This window comes from Bacillus cereus group sp. N31, from assembly GCF_016483245.1.
Taxonomy (GTDB): domain Bacteria; phylum Bacillota; class Bacilli; order Bacillales; family Bacillaceae_G; genus Bacillus_A; species Bacillus_A toyonensis.
The window spans coordinates 17,466-39,079 of record NZ_JAEHCH010000010.1 but is presented as its reverse complement, the minus strand read 5'-3'; the positions used below and the strand labels follow the sequence as shown (position 1 = coordinate 39,079).

Here is a 21,614-nt window from a genome sequence, read left to right as displayed (position 1 = left end):
CCCCTTTTCACTTTATAAAATTTCATAACCCGGTAATGTTAAAAATGGTACGAACTCATCATTCCGAACGAGGTTTGTAAACAATGTTGTCGCCTCTTGGAATCTCCCTTTCTTAAAGGCTTCTTTACCAATCTCTCTTTCTATCTTTACTAATTCTTCTTCTTTCCATTCTTCCATTAATTCGAGCGTAATATTGCGGCCATCATTTAGCTTTCCGCCTTCATGACGAATCCATTGCCATATTTGTGCTCTGGAGATTTCCGCAGTTGCTGCATCTTCCATTAAGTTATAAATTGGCGCTGCTCCCCGTCCACTTAACCAAGATGCAATATATTGAATACCTACACTAATATTCGTGCGAAGACCTTCTTCTGTAATCGTTCCCACTGGTACTTCTAATAAATCTTTTTCTGTAACACGTATTTCTTCACGTTTCCTAAAAATTTGATTCGGCGTTTTCATAATGTGATTAAATACTTCCATTGCAACCGGTACAAGTCCCGGGTGGGCAACCCAAGTCCCATCATGACCGTCTAAAGCTTCGCGCTCCTTATCAGCACGCACCTTTTCGAAAGCCGCTTCATTCGCTTCTGGATTATTTTTAATCGGAATTTGTGCTGCCATTCCTCCGATTGCTGGTGCATTACGGCGATGACATGTTTGAATTACTTTTAAAGAATACGCGCGCATAAACGGCGCCGTCATCGTGACTTGCGCTCTATCTGGCAGTAAAAATTCATTATGATTACGGAAACCCTTTAAGAAGCTGAAAATGTAATCCCATCTTCCGCAGTTTAAGCCAGCAGAATGATCTTTTAGCTCATACAAAATTTCATCCATTTCAAACGAAGCATGAATCGTTTCCAATAGCACAGTCGCTTTAATTGTTCCGTTTGGAATACCGATGTATTTTTGAGCAAATACGAATACATCGTTCCATAATCTCGCTTCTAAATAACTTTCCATTTTCGGTAAGTAAAAGTACGGGCCACTTCCTTTTTCTAAAAGCGCCTTCGCATTATGGAAAAAATACAGACCAAAATCCACTAAGCTGCCGGACATATTTTTCCCATCAACTTGCATATGCTTTTCCTCTAAATGCCATCCTCTTGGACGCACAATGAGTACAGCTGTTTTATCATTTAATCTATATTCTTTTCCTTTATCATTTTTGTGTGAGATCGTTCCCTTTACTGCATCTCGTAAGTTAATTTGGCCTTCAATCGCATTTTCCCAAGTTGGTGAATTCGAATCTTCAAAATCCGCCATAAAAAGATGAGCTCCTGAATTTAAAGCGTTAATGACCATCTTTCTATCTACCGGTCCAGTAATCTCTACGCGGCGATCCTCTAAATCTTTCGGAAGCTTGGCGATTGTCCAATCCGTTTCACGTATGTGCTTTGTTTCTTCTAAAAACTTCGGAAACTCCCCTGCATCAATTCTTTTTTGTTTCTCTACACGTTTTTGTAATAGTTCTGTGCGGCGCTCATTGAAATTTTCATGTAGTTCCTTTAAAAAACTAAGCACCTCAGGTGTCAATATTTCGTTGTACGCTGGTAACATTTCTCCGGGCAATGTAACCCGTGAAGTTTGCGTCGACATATTAGCATCCCCTTCTTAAACTGTTTTATAACAGATTCGATTTTATGTTTTATATTATATAACAAATCTTCAGAAAAGGAAGTTTTTTTTGAAAATTCATTTCATTTTTTTTGAAAACGCCGTTCTTTCGTGCTCTATTCCATACAAAAAAGGCCACTGTTATACAACAACGGCCTTTTCGTAACATCTTCCAAAATTAAAAATGAAATTATATCAAATACAACTTTACATTTCAGAGGTAGCACTTCCCTTCACCGATAGCTCCTTTTCTCTTCCTTTACGAAAAGTGAGTGCCATTCCTACAAAAATAAGGACAATCCCTGCAACTTGCATACTAGTCGGTCTAAATCCGGTAAAGACCGTATCTAACAAAATTGCTACAGCAGGATCTAAAAACACTAATACAGAAATAAGTCTCGTCGATAAATCTCTTAAACTGTCAAAAAACAAGTAATATACAAACCCAGTATGTATAAGTCCTGTTGCCGTTATCATCATCCAGTTCGTCTCTGTTAAACCTTGAAACTGTCCGAAATCCACAAATGGTAACAATAAAAATATACCTAAAAACGTTTGTACAAATGTCATCGCATATGCACTCGTATGCTTGATTCCTTTTCCTAATAAAGTCGTAAAAGCATAAAATAACGCTGCAAGTAGTGCCCATACCATTCCAGAGGACATGAGTTTCTCGAGCGACACACTTCCATCTACTCCAGCTACTAAAACCGTGCCGAGGAAACAAATGACAATGGACATAACGGCAAACGCTGTTAGCCTCTCTTTAAATACGATACTCCCAATCATTAATACGATAATTGGAGCGAGATGATAGACAGAAATTGCAATTGTAATTGACATAACTTCAAACGCTTTAAATAGAAATACCCAGTTAAAAACGAGAAATACGCCGCACGCTAATATTTGCACAATCTCTTTTTTATTCCACTTTTCATTTTTATATTGTCCTGTCACTAACCAACATAACGCTAAAAATATAGTTGCACAAATACAACGAACAAATACTAATTCAAAAGACGGTAAACCTGTTTGGACAGAAAAAAATCCAATTGATCCGAAAATAGACATCGAAAGGATCATTTTTATAGCCGGCATTGATTTTTTATTGTACACCCTTTCTCTCCTCCTACAATCACTCTCTTATAAAACTAAAAATTCTAAAAACATTACTTATTATTATATATTACAATCAAAAAATTGTAAAAAACTAGAATATAACGAGTGACATCCACACAAAATTTTCATAATAAAAAATCATCCTTTTGTATTCCACAGGATGATTTTTTATATGTATTGAGAGGTCTATATATTTATAAAGACTTACATATACTCTACTATTTTTGAAGAGTAAATTGGGAAACTATCTGTTTTAGTCCTCCTGCTACGTTGTGCAGATGTTCAATTGAAGTCGAAATCTCTTGAACAGATTTTTCTTGCTGTTGAATAGACTCTTTTACCCTATCAGTTCGATCAGATGATCTTTGAGAAATTTGCGCCATATCTTCTGTAGAAGCAGAAATCTCCTCACTACTCGCTGCAATTTCATCTGTAGACATAGATACCGTTTGAATTTGCTCAGATACTTGCTGCACTTTTTCTGTAATAGTTCCAAATACTTTTTCTGTATGCATTACTACTTGTGTACCTGCCTGTACCTCATTATCTACTTTCCCCATCATATGTACCGTATGATTCGTTGTTCCCATAACTTGAGTAATAAGCTTCTCAATTTGTTTAGCAGAATCACTAGATTGTTCTGCTAATTTTCGTACTTCATCTGCCACAATTGCAAATCCTCTACCACTTTCTCCAGCACGTGCAGCCTCAATTGCGGCGTTTAATGCTAATAAGTTAATCTGAGAGGTAATACCTTGCATAACATCAATGATTTTAACAATTTCTTCTGATTGTTCTTTCATCGTCTCTACTTGTTTCACACCGCTATGTACTGAATTTTGGATTGTATCCATCTGCTGAATCATTTGTTTCATTAATTTGTTACCACTCTCTGCATCTAATGCTGATTGAGCAGACAATTCATTTACAGAGGATGATGTATTCACTATGCTCTGCATTCCTTGTGTCAACTCTTCCATCGCACCCGCAGTCTGTTCCATTGCTTGCATTTGGCTCTCTGCGCCATTGGCAACTTCTTCAATATCCATAGTGATTTTCTTTGCTGCACCGCTAGATACTTCTGATGCAGATACTACTCCGTCTGCATGTTGGAATAAAAGCTGAATATTATTCTCTACTTCTTGCATATTTGTTCTTAGCCCTGCAATCATCTCGTTAAAATCACTTACTAATATACCTAATTCATCTTTAGCATTATAATCACCATGTACAGTTAAATCTCCCTCTTTTGCTCTTTCCATCATACGACTAACCGTTTGTAAAGGAGCAACTATAAGCTTGCTAATAATATAACTTACTATACATATAATGATTGTAGTAACTACTGCAAGAATGATAAAGGTAATAACAGAGCGATCTATCATTTTTTGAGAATCTTTAAATACTTGTTCAGCTAAGTTTGAAACATAAGTTTCTATATCTACAGCATAACCAGCTAACTCTACTCCCTTCGGTTTTAAGTCCTTTTGAAATTCGTTTACCATTTGAGATTCATTTGTTCCCTTCGCTTTGTCAAACAACTTCTTATATGTCTCCATATAACTTGGCAAAGATTTCTTCATCTTCTGAAACAGCTCATCCTCTTGCTTACTTAAATTAACTCCATCATCATATTCTTTTAATAAAGAATCATATTTTTTAAGATCCTTTTCAACATTACTAATAATCCCTTCTTTATTTGTCCCCTCATTTTGTGACGTTGTAATTAATTCTAGTAAGTTATATTCTAGTGAATTTTGTGTACGAAGCATTCCTTCTAATATAACTGCAGAATTTTGATAATCATCTACTACAATTTCTGTATCGCGCTTAATCTTATTAATAGAATTAATTGCTACACAGCTCATAATTGTCATGCCCAAAACTGCTAATGAGATAAGTAAGAATAATTTATGTTTCACTTTTAAATTTTGTAAAAAATACATATTTCCACCTTTATTCCTTTATATATAGATTTTTAGAATTTTATAGCTTATTATTTACAAAATCACAATAAAAAGCAATGATAAATATTCCCAATATCAAACTTATATTTCTATAAAAAAGAAGTAGCATAACCGCTACTTCTTGTTTTTTTGTTTCTCATATTGCTCAAACGTATGAATTCTTTCGAAAATTGGTGGATGTGTGTATAAGAAAAATTTTACTAACGCTGGTGGATTCACTTGACTTAAACTTGTTTTTGATAAATATTGAAAAGTTTTCACACCTGATTTCCCATCTTTCGTCATATTTAAAGCGTATTGATCCGCCGCGCGTTCTTCTATTCGTGAAACGTAGTTTGTTGCTGGTTGTGATGCAAAGGATAGTACAGAAGAAATTAAGAAAAATAAAGGTAAAATCGAGAAACATGCCACTTTTGAAATTTGCAGCGTATCTCCCCATTTTCGAATACACAAATTTAAAATTCGACTAATTACATACATACCTATAAACGATAGTAAAATATAACTCCCAACGCCCCAATATATATGTTTCATTACGTAATGTCCCATTTCATGGGCCATAATAAATAAAATCTCTTTATCTTTTAATTGCTGAAGTGTTGTATCCCACATTACAATACGAAGGTTTTTTCCAATTCCTGTTACATATGCATTTAACGAATTCGTTTTTTCCGACATATTTACTTCATATACATGTTCAGATGGAATATCAGCTTTATCTGCCATCGCTAAAATTTTCGTTTCTAATTCCTTATTTTTCAGCGTTGAAAAATCATTATAAAGTGGATCAATTACAACAGGTTGCACGAACGTTAAGAAAATTGTAAACGGTACAGAGAGTGCCCATCCTGCTAGCCACCATCTCTTCGGAAATTTACGGATGAGCCATAAAAGAACTGTAACAATGAGTAACATCGTCGCATAATTAACCCAAAAATCGATAACGTGATCTTTTATCCAGCTTTGTGTACTTTGCGTGGAAATACCGTAATCAACCGACACTTTACGCCCAATCCATTGCATCGGTAATGCCAGTACCGTTGTGAGTAATGATAAATAAAAGAAATAAATCGCAACTTGTAAGACACTTATTTTAGTCGTTTCCTTTGACCATTTCTCAAACTTTTTTGAAATACCGAGCACGAGTACAAATAATAAAATAATCCATTCAAGAGGCGTCGCTAAAAAGAACAGTAAATTTTTCACACGCGAATAATCTTGGCTTAGCGTAAGCTCCCTTGCATTCATAAACGTTTCTGGATCCGCACTCGTACCTTTATACATGTCCGGAATGAGTTCATGATTCCATCCAAATAAATACCAATATATAAGCAACGCAAATCCAACGTACAAAAAAAGCGACCACCCAATAACTTTCCTCACGCTATTCCCTCCTCTATGCTGCCTGTCTATTATTATTGTAAGTTCGTACATGCTAAATTAGAACAAGCTAATTACGAGAATTGCTCGAGAGCCTTCTATTTACATAAAGTGAAACTTTAATCAGTGGAGGTTTTGTTTATCCCCCACTGATTATTAGCCTTCACCAATCGGGCTTTTACGGGCAGTTGATCCCCCGCCTAATTTCTTTGCTGTCACTGAATTTTGAGGTGGGGGTCTTACTGCCCGTTAATGCGGGATAAAAAAAACTCTTCTACATAAGAAGAGTTTCACCTATTTTTAGACACTTTCCTCGGTTCATAATTCGGAATAAGAAAAGCACTTACAAACCAGCACATTAAACCAGCGCCTTTTACATATTTTACATATTCATAGTCTTGAAAAAATAGCGTCGTTATAATAATCGTAAAAAAACCTACTAAAACAAATATATACCCTATTTGTTTCTTCGATAACATAAGTACTTATCCCCCTTAAGGCAGTACATCTATTAACAAACTGAAATCTTGTACAGAAAAAGAACTATATTTCATAATACCTTGTACAGCTAAAAGTAAAACAAGACCGATCACACACATATAGTTAACACTTTCGCCACCCTTTTTTTCAGTAACCATGCCACCACTTATACATAAGACCCCTAATAAATGGAGCGCTAAATATATGAAAAAGTAGGCTTCCTCCCAGCGGAGAATAACATTTACTGTCGTTATTAGCACTATGCTAAGTAAAATCAAATAAAAAAACTTATTTGATGATATTGTTTCATTCATATAATTTTATACATTCCTTTCAAATTTAGAATTAAAGATGTCTCAAAGCTATAAAGTAAATGATTGTTTTCATACCATAAAACAAAAGGAAAGCTCCCATTACTTTCGCGAATACTTTATGAACCCGCACATGCTTCTCTTCATTTTTTCTGAAGATACGCTTCATCATTGCTTCTAACATTAGACCGAATATTATTAAAATCCCTAATACAATAAGAAGAGAAATAATATTTTCTTTTAAATGAGTACTAGAAAATAAGTAATACTCCGGAAACACAATTGTATCTACTACAGGTTAAAAAGCCTATGACAAAAGCCTTTATCACACATATCTGTAATAGACGTAGCATCTATAGTGTCTTTCAATATTTTTTCAATCGTTTTCTTCGTCTCATTTATCACCCACTACATCTGCAAAACTCTTTACCTGCTCTGCGTATATAACTGGCACTTCTTTACTCCAGTATTTGCGGTTAACAAATAAAAAGATGAGTACTAAATTTAATCCTGTTATAAAAATAATCAGTCCTGGAAAGAACGTCGTATAGTTTGAGAAATCTGCAAAACTCATGATCTTTTCTCTACTTACTAGGAACGATGCACAAAGTACAAATGTATTATTTAACATATGTATCGCAATTGGCATGAGTAAGCTTTTCGTACGAATATATACGATTGATAATACGATACTAAATACGGCAGCACCGAGAAAATCGACATGTAATATCGCAAATAAAAGTGCCACTGCAATCATCGCTATACTCGTTCCCCATTTCGCAGCAAAGCGCTGAAGTAAAAATCCACGAAAAACAAATTCCCCAATAATAGGTGCGATAAATACAACCATAATAATTTGATATATATATCCCCCGGCACTATCTATAATCGGTTCGTGTAAAGCATTCATAATAAAATCTGGTGTAATCCATGCAAAGCTGTACATGTACAAAATCAAATACCCGTAACTGAACATGCACAACATAATCGTAATGTATATAACTTGCACCAAGTTAAATGTTTCATTTTTATTAAGAAATAATGAAAATGAAACACGGTGCTTTCTATACTCATAAAAAATCCATGCAATCGGAAGGATATAAAATATAAGTATATTTATAAAAGATGAATTTTGTATATGAAATGTACTTTCTAGCAATTTTTCACTACTTCTCGCTACTAAAATTAATAGTGCAAATACAATTAAAAAATATCTAGCTCGCATCATTTGAAACGGATTCACACTCATCTCCTCCCCTATGTTACTTTTATCATATCATTTGATTCTTAATTTTTTATAAAAGAAAACCTTAAATTTTCCTTAAAAATTCCATATGTTACAAAAAGATGATATGATATTCGAGGAAATTAAGGGGGATTCTTATGTATCAAGCAAATATATTACTCGTCGATGATGAAACAGCAATTTTACAACTACTAACTACCATTCTTGAAAAAGAAGGTTTTTCTCATATTACAACTGCAACATCAGCTGAATTAGCTTTATCTCTCATCGAACAAAACAATTACGATTTAATTATTTTAGATGTCATGCTTCCTGGACAATCTGGTTTTGATATTTGTCCAATTATTCGCCAACAAACAGATTGTCCGATTTTCTTCCTATCAGCGAAGGCATCTGATCTAGATAAAATATCTGGATTTTCATACGGTGCAGATGATTATATTACGAAGCCATTTAATCCATTAGAAGTCGTAGCTCGTATGAAAGCACAACTTCGAAGACATATGAAACAAACCGTACCACGCGAACAAAAAGCACACTCCATTTCATTTGGGAGATTTGAAATTGATCAACATTCCGCAGAACTTACAGTAAATGGACACGTTGTCGAATGTTCCGCTCAACTGTTTCAACTACTACTCTTCTTTTGTGAGAATCCGAACTACGTATTTTCGAAAGAAGAAATATACGAAAAAGTTTGGGGAGCACCCGCCTATAATGGCGATGACAATACTGTTATGGTCCACATTCGAAAGCTACGCGAAAAAATTGAACAAGACCCAAGTAAACCAGAATACATAAAAACTGTTCGCGGACTTGGCTATAAGTTCGTTACAAAGTAGGGTGACAATATGAATCTTAATAAACGACTTATCATCCAATTTATACTGCAACACGTTTTTGTTTTAGTTACATTACTTATTGCTGTAGTCGCTGCTTTCACTTATTTAATTTTTCTTGTTACTAGTATTTCATACGAACCTAATATTCCGGATTCTGATAGTTTTACAATTTCAAGATATATCTCTTCAGAAGATGGCGATATTACGTTAAAAAAGGAAGTAACAGATTTAATTAAAGAGAAAAATGATTGGATTCAGATTGTAGAAGAAAACGGCAAAGTCCTCTATCAATTTAATACACCAAGTGATGTCCCAACTTCTTATACGAAAACATCTTTACTCGCACATATACAGAATCATATAGAAAGCCCTTATACATTTACATATTGGGAAATTGAAGTAGAAGAAAAGAACGTACTTGTTATTTATGGCGGTATGTTAAAAAGTAATGCATTACTAAAAACAATTAAGAAAGAACACCCTTCTGTATCTACAGATTCGTTCACATTAACGGAACAAGAAAAACAGCTACTCTCTAAAGAAAAAGCAACAATGCAAATATTTAATCATAATGGCGAAGAGGTTTTTTCCTATCCGACTGGAAAGAAAAAAACACTTTCAACAATACAGACTGCTCTTAACGAAAAAGAACCGTGGAATCATAAAGAAAACACGTCTAGCTTTTACGATGCAAATAGCGGTCAGCTTCTCGTCATTACCGCAAAAAATGAACGCTACTACCCAGATGATGAAATTGAGGATATATTTACTAAGAAGTTTCTAATTGGATGTGGATTAATCCTTCTTATCGTCTTTGTTTATTTAGTCATTCTATCTATTTGGTACGGAAATAAGTTTGGGAAACCGTTACTACACGCAATGCGTTGGCTTAAAAATATCGCTGGTGGAAAATATGAAGAGCCTGTTAGTAAAAAAGGAAAACCAGTTCGATTCAGGCGATCTGGTAAAGAAAAATGGTCATTTCGCTTATTTAGAGATGTTACTAGCTCACTAGAGCACCTTTCAATTACACTCAAAAAAAATGATGCGATGAGGCAAGTACTGCAGCAAACACGTGAAGAATGGATTACCGGTCTAACGCACGATTTAAAAACACCACTTAGCTCTATATATGGCTACGCATTATTACTAGAATCAAAGCAGTATAACTGGACTGATCGTGACATTCAGCAATTCGGCAGCGTTATGAAAGAGAAATCTCAATATATGACTACACTAATTGACGATTTAAGCTTAACGTATCAATTAAAAAATAACAGCCTTCCTGCCCAGCACGTAAACATTGAAATGAATCAATTCGTCCAAAAAGTATTATTACAATTTATTAATAATCCGACACTGCAAAATCAAAATATTGAATTCGTACCGAGCTCAAATAAAATTCAATATTTCATTGAAGAAAAATGGTTCCAGCGTATTATCGAAAACTTACTAGCCAACGCTGTGAAACATAATAATGAAACGACAAATGTAATCGTAAAGCTTTCGCAGGATGTAAATTCATTTACACTATCTATTTCAGATAACGGAAAAGGAATGGACGATAAAACGAAAGAACTTTTATTCGAGCGATATTACAGAGGGACTAATACAGAAGAAAGCAACATCGGAACTGGACTTGGTCTCGCCATTACGAAACAGCTCGTTCATGCCCATAACGGGACAATTTCTATTGATAGTGAACTCGGGAAAGGAACGACGATTGTTCTTGTATTTCCGTTTCGTTCATAAAAAAGGTGCTTTACAAAAGCACCTTTTCTTTAATACTCTTCTATGATAACAATTAATAACTTCCGGATTTGTTCATATATGCTTAGTTGGCGATTCAATTCCACATATTGTTCCATATACCTATAAATAAATATTCTGGATACGCTTGTAAAAAGCTTTTATACAACAACTCTCTTTGTAATTCCAGAATTTTTTTAGAAAAAAGAACATAACTCAAATTCCCATCTATTAATGACGTATAACTGTAAAAATCATCCACAAAAGAATCTGTCTTATATTCCTCTTCAATTCTTTCTATATCTTCCGATGGGTATGGTATTTCTAACTCTTCTTTTAAATATTCAAGCTTTTGACGAAGTCCATGTTAATTTTTACTATGTCTTCTCTCCTATTTCCCTACTAACACAAACACATTCTCATCAGGCGCTTCCATTACCGCAACATGTCCTGATTCTGTTGGAAATGGTTCACGAATCCATTTTACATCTTTATTATCTTTTAAACTTTCATACGTTTGTTGTACATCTTCTACTAATACTTCGACTTCCATAAAATTAATATCCGGATGATTACTTATTACTAACTCCGAACTTTTTTCATCTAGAAACTTCAATCCTATTAACGTCCAAATAACCCCTTCTTCTAGTTCTCTTTCTATAATCCAGTTTTGCTTCATTCCCATTTCTTTATAAAAAGAAACCGACTTCTCTATATCCTTCGTATGTATAGATACACATTCTAGTTTTTTGAACATCTTCCCATTTTCCCCCTTTATTAAAAAGCGAACCATCTCCCAATGATTCGCTTTTACCCTATTATTATTTTTTCTTCACCGGTATCCAAAGCTCTACTTGAGCGAACTCACTCTTATCTTCGTGGGAACGCTCATCATATAGTTCAAACTCTGTAACGCCGCAATGTTCATATCCTGAATGCGGGAACCATTCTGAGAATACTGCATTCCACGTTTGATGAATAGACGACACCATTTCTGCATGAGGAACTTTCGGTGTTGTAAATACGGCATATGTTGCTGCTGGGAATGTACGCTTTGCAATTTCATTTGGTACATTTTCAAAGCCTGTAACTTCCATTCCGATAATATAAGTGAAGTCCCCTGTTTCTAAATTAAAATCAGTACATAATCCAAGCTCTACCCATTGACTCGTATCTTTACGATTCGGAATTGTCGTTCCAAGATCTTTTTGTAAATATTCTTGCCAAAATGCTGGAATGTCTTGATGGTTTTTTCCTTCTTTACTTGTCGTCTTCAGTTCATAACCTGCCATTAAAAATTCTGGTTTATTTACAATACGATATTCCATTTGTATGCCCCCTAAATACGGATTTAATTTTCTTTGCTTTACATTCACGCTGTAATACATCGGTGTTTCTATTTCTTGTTTTCGATATTCACTCGGTGTCATTTGAAATAATTTTTTAAAGGCTCTCGTGAACGTTTCGTGAGATTGAAAGCCATGCTCAAATGCGATATCAATAACTTTTTCATCCGTATGAGAAAGTTGATAAGCTGCCCGGGCTAACCTCCTCTTTCGAACATACTCCATTACCGTATCACCTACTAACGCCTGAAATACACGATGAAAATGCGACTCAGAAAAACCTGCAATGCGAGCTAAATTACGCAGCGTCTGTTTTTCCATTACATCTTCCTCAATATAATCAATGGACCTTTGAATTTGTGTTTCATAGCTTTCCATCTCTGTTCACCCGCCTTATATGTATTATGATAAAAGAGAATCCTATCCAATTCTTGACGTTTTTTACTATAATTTTAAAAACGAATGTAACTTTTTTATATGTATTTCGTTGTTATGTATGAAGGGAGGGAAATTAGTGAAACGCAAACAATCATTAGAAGACATTTATTCAGATCATATGCATGATTTATTTCGCTATCTTCTCTCCCTAACCGGAGATTCCCACTACGCGGAAGATCTTATGCAAGAAACATTTTACCGAATGCTCGTCCATATTGACTATTACAAAGGAGAAGAAATTAGACCTTGGTTATTTACAATTGCCTACAACGCCTTTATCGATTGGTATCGAAAAGAAAAGAAATATAAAACAACTGAATTTGCAGAATTCCATTTACCAAACGTGCCAAGTACAGAACAGGCATATTTCGTAAAACATGAGGTTACTAGTTGGTTAGACCGTTTATCCTCACTTCCGCTCGAAAGACGAAACGTGCTACTACTACGAGATTACTACGGATTCTCTTATAAGGAAATAGCAGAAATGACCGGTCTCTCATTAGCGAAAGTGAAAATTGAATTACACCGCGGACGAAAAGAAGCAAAAAGCATAAAGGAGTGATACAGATGGGTTGTGCAGAGTTTAAAAAACTTTGGGAGAAATATGAAAAAGGAACGCTCACACGTGATGAGCAAGAACAGTTAGAAAGTCATATAGAAACTTGTGCAGAATGTGAAGCTCATTTAGATGAATTGCTTACGAAGAGTGAACCCGTAAAGAAAAAATTACCGCCAAAAGATCTTAAAGTTCCTTTTTGGAGAATTAAGTGGAAACATCGGTTACAAACGTTTGGTTTTATATTATCCATTTGCATCGTTATATATATAATCGGCGGGGTATTATCAGCCTTTTATTTTCAAGCTAATAATGATAAAAGGCTAGAAGAAATTAGAGAGGTTCCTTCACTTGCACTTGAAGCAACGATCCCAAATAGCCGCGTTATGGGGGGCGGAACAAGTGTAGAAGCTTTTTTCCGTACGAACAGCAGCTTTGATTTAGTAAGAACCGTCGGTAAAAAAGAAATGCCACTCGGTACAGTAGAAACAAAAAGCTTCTTATCATCTGTAGATGTCACGAAACAAACTTGGATGAATCCGTTCTATCAACCAAAACTCTTCTTTGTTCATCCTAAAACAAAGCAGGGTGATTATTTAAAGGATTCCTCAAAAAAAGTATGGGATACACTTGCAAAAGTACATGATGGAACCGTTGCAGAAGTAGCAATTTCTTTTGATAAATCTTACACTTTAAAAGAATTAGAACCGCTTTTATATAGCATATTTGAAGCACAAGAACTCCCTCCAACTCCTGTATGGTACGCTTTAGATACAGGGCAAGACAGAAAAAATGTAGATGACTATATCCTACATGGCGGAGAAGCTATAGGATTTCCAGAACATGTAAGATTTCTCGATAATGATACTGACAAGCAGAAAACGCAAGAAGATCAAGTAATCGAAATGATGCGCGTCCTTTCTATCCATAAAAAAACAGTAAGCAAAATAGCTGCGCTTTCTGAGAAAGAACTAAACTTAGATAAACGTTATAAATATGTAAAAGATAACGGCGTAAAAGTATATGGCATTGTCATTACCGGCCCGTCGAAAGAATTATTAAAATTACAAAACTCCCCGCACGTACGTTATGCGACTCTTGGAGATATTGAGGTTTGGAATTGGTTTGATCATTAAAAAAAGAAGTAGCGCTCTAGAAACGATGCGCTACTTCTTTTTTAATTCGAAATCACTTTCACATACATCCCTCTCACCGATTTTTCATAAGCGATATCGCTCATCTCTCTTATTTTTTCTGATACGACAGATGACTGAATGATTTTCCCTTCACGAAGTAATGGCGGATCAATAAGACGGACTTTATTTTTCTGATGTAAATCATACTCACTTCTATCTTCTCTTACTTTTACATTTGGATGAACTTTTCTTAATAAAGCATGTACTTCTGAATCGTTACATAGCTGCAATTTTACTATAAGCTCATGATCTTCAAGAAGAAAATCATCTGCATGAATAACTTGTTTATGAAGAGCTAACTTTAACGTCTTAGCTAACATATCATTTCCGTAAATATTAGTTGGTTGCATAAAGAAATCGATTACTTCTTTGTAATACGTTTCTGTAAACCATTCTGCCATTTTGATATTTTGAAGAACCATTTTCCCATCTACTTCGATGACATCCGATAAAAAATTGTGAACTTCTTCTAAAGAAACATATCCGTATGTATACATATCTCGTAATGTGTAATCCACCCGGTCTGCACATAATTCCGGCGCGGATCTTTCCAGTAACGTCCACTTCGAATCATCTAACAAAATATCTTCATAGTTATAACCATACTTTGAAAGAATTGCTGGAATTTCTGAGTTTTTCACAACAGAGCTAAATATCTCTTCATGATAACTTTCATTCATATTATCAAAAACGTAATCTATTACATGAGAAAAAGTAGTATGTGATACGTCATGCAGTAAACCAGCAATCTGTTCTTCTACCGAACCACCTAGTTTTTTTATTAACAACATAACACCAACTGAATGATTAAATCGTGTTACATTCCATTTCTCATTCATTAAGTAACTTGCTCCGGCTTGATGAATCCCCTTCAACCTTTGCACTGGTTTACTTAAAATTAATTCTTCTAACACTTGATCTACTTCAAATTCTCCGTATAGTACATCTGATATGATCACTTACAGTCCCCCTTTTCAAGCAGAGTCTTTTTATAGTATCTCTTTTTTGAAGAAGAGTAAATATACTATTCTGTCATTCCAATATGAACGTTCTGTTTTCAAAAAAGCGGTCCTCTATTCTCATCAAGTTAAATCATAAAAATTAAAATATTTCTACAGTTCTTCTTTTTTGTTTTAATAGATTTATAAATGCATACTCATTTAAAAACAGAAATAATTGGAAATCGCTTCACCATTATAGTATGAAAGGTCGGATAACTATGGGTAGTTATTTTCCAAAAGCGGGGAAGCTCATTGGTGGAATCATTATACTTCTTATTTTACTTTCATCTCTTTGGCTTATATGGATCGGAGAAACAAACATTCGTTACAGTGGGGATCATACGGGCACACTGCCTTTTTGGAACAAATGGATTCCTGTTATTTTCGGTATACTCCTTGTTCGTTTCTTACCATCTCACCATAAAAACTATAATCCCCTTCAACAATTTGAACCGAGGCGCATCATAATTCAAACTGTTATTTTATTCTTGAGTGGCTTCCTCTTCACAATTTGTCTCCTTACCACGAACTTTGAAGGGATGACATTACAATTGTGGTTTATGATATTTAAAATTGTTTTATTATTATTCACTCCATTCATGCTTCTTTTGTTTTATAAAATTAACCCCGAAAAAGAACGACCAAAGCCTGTAAAATCAACAGGAAATAATAGATGGTATCGGTTTACACCACTGATTGTCATTATAATCTGGGGGTACTTCAACTTCTTTTCTACATTCTCTACACCATTTGTTTCAGCGAGAATGGAACCCACGATTTTACTTGTAGGATTTCTTATAAATAGTGTACTGGAAGAGCTTTTTTATAGAGTTTGGTTGCAAACACGTTTGGAACTATTACTAGGTACTTGGCCGGCTATACTTCTTACATCATTGTTATGGGCGAGCTGGCATATTGCATTACACGGCTCTGGTCATTGGGATATTGATACAGCTACGGTTATTGTAAACCATGGTATCGTAGGTCTATTCCTTGGATATTTGTGGGCGCGTTATCGCAAGGTATGGGTAATTATTATTGTTCATGGATTAATTAATGCACATCCACAACAACTAATTGAGATTATATTCAAGTGAAGGTCGCGATTACGAAATAAAAAATAAAAGGGATTATACATATTAATCATGTATATCCCCTTTATTTAACCTTATTCAAACGTAACTTCTACCTGCACAATCTCCGACCTACTACCAAGTCTAAGCGGCGGTCCCCAAAATCCGAATCCAGAAGAAACAATTGCGTGGAATGCGCCTTTTTGTGCGTATCCCCAGTCTAGCTCGTACATTCTTCTCGTTACAATATGATTTGGTGCCATTTGTCCGCGGTGCGTGTGACCGGATAATAATAAGTCTACACCTGCCGCTGCTGCTTGTTTTAACTCAAATGGCTGGTGATCCATTGCTATAACAGGCATCGATTTATCCACTGTATTCATAAGTTGTTCAAAGCTTTGGCGATCTCGCTCTGTTTTATCTCTTCTTCCAACGAGATAAAAGTCATCTTCAATTGTGATCCCTTCATCTAAAAGAATACGAATATCAATCTTATCCATCTCTTGTAAAAACTCCGGAACCGCTCTGCCGTAGTATTCATGGTTTCCTAAAACGCCATATACGCCTAATGGAGCTTTCATTTGTTTCATTATATGCCCCATGTTTTTTTGAATGAACACTCCTGGATGATCATCGATAATATCACCTGGCAGTAAAATAATATCAGGCTCCATTTCATTTACGTGACGGACAAGTCTTTTTAAATGCGAAACACCAGACAATTTACCGAAATGCATATCTGAAGCCATCGCAATACGTAAACTTTTGCGCCCCTTCACCTTTTTCGGTATGTGCACTTCATATTTTCTTACTACCGGACTATACGCATTAAATACTCCATATGCAAAGATAAAGATAAATGCAGCTAACACAGCCGCCCCTGTCCAAATAATTGCTGTTTCTTTCTCAACCGAAAACCGTAAAAGAAAGACTGTGATATCAGCTAACGGCAATAACATAAGCGCGTATTGTATGACTGCAAACCAAATTGAACCAATCGTTCTAAGGAATGGGAGAAACTTAAACACTTGCACGAGAATATACGCATAAGAAATAAATCCGACTACGAAAGCATAATACCCCCAGGACTCCCAGCCAAATACTGCATGAAGCCAAACCCATCCGTTCCAGCCGATATAAAACATAAGTAGCGTGTATATAATTAACATAGTAAATATATTGAAATAACGAAGATTCTTCACAGCTAGCCTCCTTATTGATTTCTTCTATTATAACTTGTTATGCACGTTTAACGTAAATATTAAGCACAGCAATCTTCACAATAAAAACATTGATAAGCACATCGTTTTAAAATTTTTAGGAACTGCTGTAATGGGCATTTTAGAATCTTACGTGTTAGGCAAAATTGATAATGAGGAATATTTAAAATAAAACTGCAGCAATTCTCTTAATAAGGATTGATAAACTTCTATTATCTTTTTCCTTCATAACTCACCTATGCAATTATGCATAATCATCATTTACTTTTTATTTCCATGTTACGATATACACATAATACGACATATATCGACAAAAACAAAAGGAAGTGATTGTATGAAACGTTCTAAAACATACTTAAAATGTTTAGCATTATTCGCTGTTTTTGCTAGTAGCGCTGTAACTCTTTCAACACCTGCTGCTTATGCTCAAACAACATCACAAGTTGTAACAGATATCGGACAAAACGCAAAAACACATACGAGCTATAATACATTTAATAATGATCAAGCTGATAATATGACAATGTCTTTAAAGGTAACTTTTATCGATGATCCAAGCGCGGATAAACAGATTGCCGTTATTAATACAACTGGTAGTTTTCTAAAAGCAAATCCTACTATAAGTGATGCACCTATTGATAACTACCCAATCCCTGGTGCTAGTGCAACATTACGTTATCCTTCACAATATGATGTTGCATTTAACCTTCAAGATAACAGCGCTCGTTTCTTTAACGTAGCACCTACAAATGCTGTAGAAGAAACCACTGTAACATCTAGCGTTTCTTATCAACTTGGCGGTTCTGTTAAAGCTTCTGCAACGCCTAATGGACCTAGCGGTGAAGCTGGTGCAACTGGTCAAGTAACTTGGTCTGACTCTGTAAGCTATAAACAAACTAGTTATAAAACAAATTTAATTGACCAAACAAACAAAACCGTAAAATGGAACGTATTCTTTAACGGATATAACAATCAAAACTGGGGTATTTACACACGTGATTCCTACCATTCTTTATATGGGAACCAACTGTTCATGTACTCTCGCACATTCCTATATGAATCTGATGCAAAAGGTAATTTAATACCGATGGATCAACTTCCAGCATTAACAAATAGCGGTTTCTCTCCTGGTATGATTGCTGTTGTTATCTCTGAAAAAAATACAGATCAATCTAATTTACAAGTCGCTTATACAAAGCACACCGACGATTATCAACTTCGTCCAGGCTACACATTTGGAACTGCAAACTGGGTTGGAAACAACGTAAAAGATGTTGATCAAAAAACATTTAATAAATCATTTACACTAGATTGGAAGAATAAAAAATTAGTAGAGAAAAAATAAAGAAAACCGAACCGCCACTTAGATGACGGTTCGGTTTTTATAGTTCGTTACCTTACTTTCAACAATTGAGCTAGCTCTTTAAGACTCCCTCTCAAAGAAAGTTCGTTATTTATGTTAAAATATTGCGAGTAAGTTTCTGTCCTTAACGATTTTATCACGTATTAAACAAAATCATTTAAAAACGAAGAAAGGATGGTACTAACATGGAAAACGTATCAGATTTACATAAAGAGGAATCAATAAAATCCTTACAGTCAACAATCCGTAAACTCGAAAGTGCCTTGTCACAAATGACTCAGAAAGGCTCAAATACTACGTTAGTAAAGAAACGCCTCCAGGCAGCTTGTATCGGCTTAGCAATGCTAGATAGTGTTTGGAATCAAAAACTTCATCATTACAACCAGGAAGATTTAGCAGAAGCTCGCAATGTTCTTACCGGTTTGCTTCCATCAATTGAAAAAATTTACGTTAAGTCAAAGGTTGGTAGTCCTCAAAGAACTCTTTTAGAAAGAAGGATTAAATCGTTGGAACTTGCTATTCAAGCGATTAATAACACTTCTAATGAGTAACTTTTCCAACTAAAAAGTGGCAGGTGCTTTCATTCATTAAGAACAAAACAACTGTAAAGAGCCTTACTACAAACGTGTAGCAAGGCTTTTATTTCGAGCTTTATTATTTATAAGTACAATTATAAGCAGATTAATTTATCGTCTTAAACCCATTGTACTCATCCTTTTATTGATAATAATTATCAATAAATACCAAAAATAATAAACACCCCATCAAATGATGAATGTTTATTTATTACACAAATATGCTTTACGATCATTTTTAAATAATAAATAGTGCGCTGTATGAACTTTCCTCTCCAAATAATCAATTGAATACGTACCAGATGGATCTACTAAATCACCAATTGTTCCTGAAAGCTGGTCAATTACTTTCTGCAGTGTTTCTAAGTTTTTCTTCTCATTTTCAGCGTTCATTTCATCCATAATGTCACAAATAAGATATTGCACTCGCCGCAAACGTAATTCCTTCTGCTCCATGTATATCTCCTCCCTACTAGTCATATTACGGTTTAAATATATGGCGTCATAGCTTAACCAATGCAAAAAAATAGAGGCAACCAACTTCATAAAGCTGGTTGCCCCCATTCTTACACTTGCATCGCTTTTTCTCTCAAAGCTCTTCTTAACAACTTACCCGTCGTATTCTTCGGCAATTCTGTTAAAAACTCTATGCTCATTGGCACTTTATATTTTGCTAAATGTAACGTGCAATAATGCATCAGCTCTTCTTCTGTTACGTTCGTTTGTTTCAGAACGACGAAAGCACGCACTGCTTCTCCTAAGTTTTCGTCTGGTACACCAATTACGACAACTTCAGCTACTGATTCGTGCGTATATAGTACCTCCTCTACTTCACGAGGGTAGACGTTATAACCACCAACTAGGACGATATCTTTTTTACGATCAACGATATAGAAGTAACCTTCTTCATCCATTTTCGCTAAGTCTCCTGTATATAGCCAGCCATCTTTTAATGTCGCAGCTGTATCTTCTGGTGCATTATAGTAACCCTTCATAACGTTAGGTCCACGAACAATTAATTCACCGACTGCGCCGACTGGTACGTCTTCCCCAAGTTCATTCACAATTTTATTTTCTACATGCCAAATATTTGTGCCGATTGACCCTGGTTTACGCGGGCGATCTAACGGATTGAAACAAGTAACTGGTGATGCTTCTGATAAACCATATCCTTCTGAAACAATTACGTCAAAACGTTTTTCAAAGTTTTGCAGAAGAGCAACAGGCATTGACGCACCACCTGAAATACAAAGGCGAAGTGTCTTCACGTCTTCTGCGCTTGCTTCTTCAAATAAATATAAGTAATTGTACATTGTCGGTACACCAGCAAAAATCGTTGGTTCATACGTACGACAAATACGGAACACTTCTTTCGGACTAAACTTCGGTAACATTAAAATCGTTGCCCCGTTCACAATCGGTGCATTTACCGCAACTGTTAAACAGAATACATGGAACATCGGCAGTGCCGCAACGACGCGATCATCGGCCGTATATTGTAAATACGACGCCACATCGCTTGCGTTACTATATAAATTTTTATGTGTTAACATAGCACCTTTTGGTTTTCCAGTTGTGCCTGAAGTGTAGAGGATAACCGCTACATCTTCTTCATCTAGTTCCGGACCTTCGTAAGTCGCATCTCCAGTTCCTATAAAACTAGTAAACGTTTTCATTTTTTCGGTTTCTATATGATTAAAATCTGATGAGGTTTCGCATATGATGATGTTCTCTAGTGAAGGAAGTCTTGTTGTAAGAGATTGTATAACAGGTAGAAGGACGTCGAGTACGATGATTGTTTTTACATCTCCATTTTGTAAAATATAATGCATTTCGTCTGCTGTATAAATTGGATTAACTGGTATAACAGTTGCCCCGGCTTTCATTGTTCCGTATAAACCGACTAAAAAATGTGGTGAATTCCCAACAACTAATGCGACATTGTCCCCTTTTCCAATGCCCATTTCTGCTAAATTGCTAGAAAACCTTGTGACCATTTTGTTTAATTGGTCATATGAGACCGACTGATCCATAAAAACATAAGCCGGTTTATCCCCCTTCTTTTTTGCCGTTTCAGCCAAAGATTGAACGAGATTCACACAAACCCCACCTTTATAAAATTTAGAATATTT

At 35.3% G+C, this 21,614-nt stretch carries 22 protein-coding genes and 1 pseudogene; 8 read left to right on the top strand and 15 right to left on the bottom strand.

Annotated elements, in window-relative coordinates; all coding sequences use genetic code 11:
- Positions 1-12: 12 nt before the first annotated feature.
- The 8 genes and pseudogenes from aceB to JDS81_RS14275 all read right to left on the bottom strand — a co-directional run bounded on the left by aceB (position 13) and on the right by JDS81_RS14275 (position 8,120).
- Complete coding sequence (gene aceB / locus JDS81_RS14310) at positions 13-1,602, bottom strand: malate synthase A (RefSeq protein WP_097953201.1); 1,590 nt, start codon at positions 1,600-1,602, stop codon at positions 13-15.
- Between the two features lie 225 nt (positions 1,603-1,827).
- Positions 1,828-2,736 (bottom strand): DMT family transporter, encoded by a 909-nt coding sequence (locus tag JDS81_RS14305; RefSeq protein ID WP_000282397.1) that lies wholly within the window; start codon positions 2,734-2,736, stop codon positions 1,828-1,830.
- A 221-nt stretch (positions 2,737-2,957) separates the two neighbouring features.
- A complete protein-coding gene (locus tag JDS81_RS14300; protein ID WP_097953200.1) occupies positions 2,958-4,685 on the bottom strand; it encodes a methyl-accepting chemotaxis protein in 1,728 nt (575 codons plus the stop codon).
- Positions 4,686-4,820: 135 nt separating this feature from the next.
- Positions 4,821-6,089, bottom strand: coding sequence for a M48 family metallopeptidase (locus tag JDS81_RS14295; RefSeq protein ID WP_141499320.1), 1,269 nt, complete (start codon positions 6,087-6,089; stop codon positions 4,821-4,823).
- Between the two features lie 287 nt (positions 6,090-6,376).
- Positions 6,377-6,565: a hypothetical protein gene (locus JDS81_RS14290; RefSeq protein WP_000949414.1), complete on the bottom strand. Its 189-nt coding sequence runs from the start codon at positions 6,563-6,565 to the stop codon at positions 6,377-6,379.
- 15 nt (positions 6,566-6,580) lie between these two features.
- The gene (locus JDS81_RS14285) at positions 6,581-6,880 is read right to left on the bottom strand and encodes a hypothetical protein (protein ID WP_097953198.1); all 300 of its coding nucleotides are present in this window, start codon (positions 6,878-6,880) and stop codon (positions 6,581-6,583) included.
- Positions 6,881-6,911: 31 nt separating this feature from the next.
- Positions 6,912-7,210: pseudogene (locus JDS81_RS14280) on the bottom strand (malate synthase).
- A gap of 61 nt (positions 7,211-7,271) precedes the next feature.
- Positions 7,272-8,120, bottom strand: coding sequence for a CPBP family intramembrane glutamic endopeptidase (locus JDS81_RS14275; protein WP_141499321.1), 849 nt, complete (start codon positions 8,118-8,120; stop codon positions 7,272-7,274).
- A gap of 140 nt (positions 8,121-8,260) precedes the next feature.
- On the opposite strand from JDS81_RS14275, the gene JDS81_RS14270 reads away from it, so the two are divergent.
- Positions 8,261-8,965, top strand: a complete 705-nt coding sequence (locus JDS81_RS14270) for a response regulator transcription factor (RefSeq protein WP_097953196.1) — start codon at positions 8,261-8,263, stop codon at positions 8,963-8,965.
- Positions 8,966-8,974: 9 nt separating this feature from the next.
- Positions 8,975-10,717 (top strand): ATP-binding response regulator, encoded by a 1,743-nt coding sequence (locus JDS81_RS14265; RefSeq protein ID WP_097953195.1) that lies wholly within the window; start codon positions 8,975-8,977, stop codon positions 10,715-10,717.
- A gap of 94 nt (positions 10,718-10,811) precedes the next feature.
- Here JDS81_RS14265 and JDS81_RS30420 read toward each other — a convergent pair whose 3' ends face one another.
- The 3 genes from JDS81_RS30420 to JDS81_RS14250 form a co-directional block, all read right to left on the bottom strand.
- A complete protein-coding gene (locus JDS81_RS30420; RefSeq protein WP_257138510.1) occupies positions 10,812-11,015 on the bottom strand; it encodes a YxiJ-like family protein in 204 nt (67 codons plus the stop codon).
- Between the two features lie 90 nt (positions 11,016-11,105).
- On the bottom strand, positions 11,106-11,471 hold the full coding sequence (locus tag JDS81_RS14255; RefSeq protein WP_000473635.1) for a VOC family protein: 366 nt from the start codon (positions 11,469-11,471) through the stop codon (positions 11,106-11,108).
- 64 nt (positions 11,472-11,535) lie between these two features.
- Entirely contained in the window at positions 11,536-12,438 is a 903-nt protein-coding gene (locus JDS81_RS14250) for an AraC family transcriptional regulator (RefSeq protein WP_097953194.1), read from the bottom strand.
- Positions 12,439-12,574: 136 nt separating this feature from the next.
- On the opposite strand from JDS81_RS14250, the gene JDS81_RS14245 reads away from it, so the two are divergent.
- Together JDS81_RS14245 and JDS81_RS14240 are read left to right on the top strand one after the other, a co-directional pair.
- Entirely contained in the window at positions 12,575-13,060 is a 486-nt protein-coding gene (locus JDS81_RS14245) for an RNA polymerase sigma factor (RefSeq protein WP_097953193.1), read from the top strand.
- A 5-nt stretch (positions 13,061-13,065) separates the two neighbouring features.
- Positions 13,066-14,190 carry an anti-sigma factor gene (locus tag JDS81_RS14240; RefSeq protein WP_097953192.1) on the top strand — a complete coding sequence of 375 codons (1,125 nt, stop codon included), beginning with the start codon at positions 13,066-13,068 and terminating at the stop codon, positions 14,188-14,190.
- Between the two features lie 41 nt (positions 14,191-14,231).
- Here JDS81_RS14240 and JDS81_RS14235 read toward each other — a convergent pair whose 3' ends face one another.
- Positions 14,232-15,209 (bottom strand): HD domain-containing protein, encoded by a 978-nt coding sequence (locus JDS81_RS14235; RefSeq protein WP_097953191.1) that lies wholly within the window; start codon positions 15,207-15,209, stop codon positions 14,232-14,234.
- 260 nt (positions 15,210-15,469) lie between these two features.
- On the opposite strand from JDS81_RS14235, the gene JDS81_RS14230 reads away from it, so the two are divergent.
- Positions 15,470-16,348 carry a CPBP family intramembrane glutamic endopeptidase gene (locus JDS81_RS14230; RefSeq protein WP_097953190.1) on the top strand — a complete coding sequence of 293 codons (879 nt, stop codon included), beginning with the start codon at positions 15,470-15,472 and terminating at the stop codon, positions 16,346-16,348.
- A 71-nt stretch (positions 16,349-16,419) separates the two neighbouring features.
- On the opposite strand, the gene JDS81_RS14225 is transcribed toward JDS81_RS14230, so the two are convergent.
- On the bottom strand, positions 16,420-17,526 hold the full coding sequence (locus JDS81_RS14225) for a metallophosphoesterase (RefSeq protein WP_097953189.1): 1,107 nt from the start codon (positions 17,524-17,526) through the stop codon (positions 16,420-16,422).
- A gap of 34 nt (positions 17,527-17,560) precedes the next feature.
- On the opposite strand from JDS81_RS14225, the gene JDS81_RS14220 reads away from it, so the two are divergent.
- From JDS81_RS14220 to JDS81_RS14210, 3 genes are all read left to right on the top strand, one after another.
- Complete coding sequence (locus JDS81_RS14220) at positions 17,561-17,716, top strand: TetR family transcriptional regulator (RefSeq protein WP_097953188.1); 156 nt, start codon at positions 17,561-17,563, stop codon at positions 17,714-17,716.
- 162 nt (positions 17,717-17,878) lie between these two features.
- Positions 17,879-18,889, top strand: coding sequence for a beta-channel forming cytolysin CytK2 (gene cytK2, locus JDS81_RS14215; RefSeq protein ID WP_097953187.1), 1,011 nt, complete (start codon positions 17,879-17,881; stop codon positions 18,887-18,889).
- Between the two features lie 203 nt (positions 18,890-19,092).
- On the top strand, positions 19,093-19,458 hold the full coding sequence (locus tag JDS81_RS14210; protein ID WP_097953186.1) for a hypothetical protein: 366 nt from the start codon (positions 19,093-19,095) through the stop codon (positions 19,456-19,458).
- Positions 19,459-19,686: 228 nt separating this feature from the next.
- On the opposite strand, the gene JDS81_RS14205 is transcribed toward JDS81_RS14210, so the two are convergent.
- Together JDS81_RS14205 and JDS81_RS14200 are read right to left on the bottom strand one after the other, a co-directional pair.
- Positions 19,687-19,938 carry a hypothetical protein gene (locus tag JDS81_RS14205; protein ID WP_097895919.1) on the bottom strand — a complete coding sequence of 84 codons (252 nt, stop codon included), beginning with the start codon at positions 19,936-19,938 and terminating at the stop codon, positions 19,687-19,689.
- 110 nt (positions 19,939-20,048) lie between these two features.
- Complete coding sequence (locus JDS81_RS14200; RefSeq protein WP_001055192.1) at positions 20,049-21,581, bottom strand: fatty acid--CoA ligase family protein; 1,533 nt, start codon at positions 21,579-21,581, stop codon at positions 20,049-20,051.
- Positions 21,582-21,614: the final 33 nt, after the last annotated feature.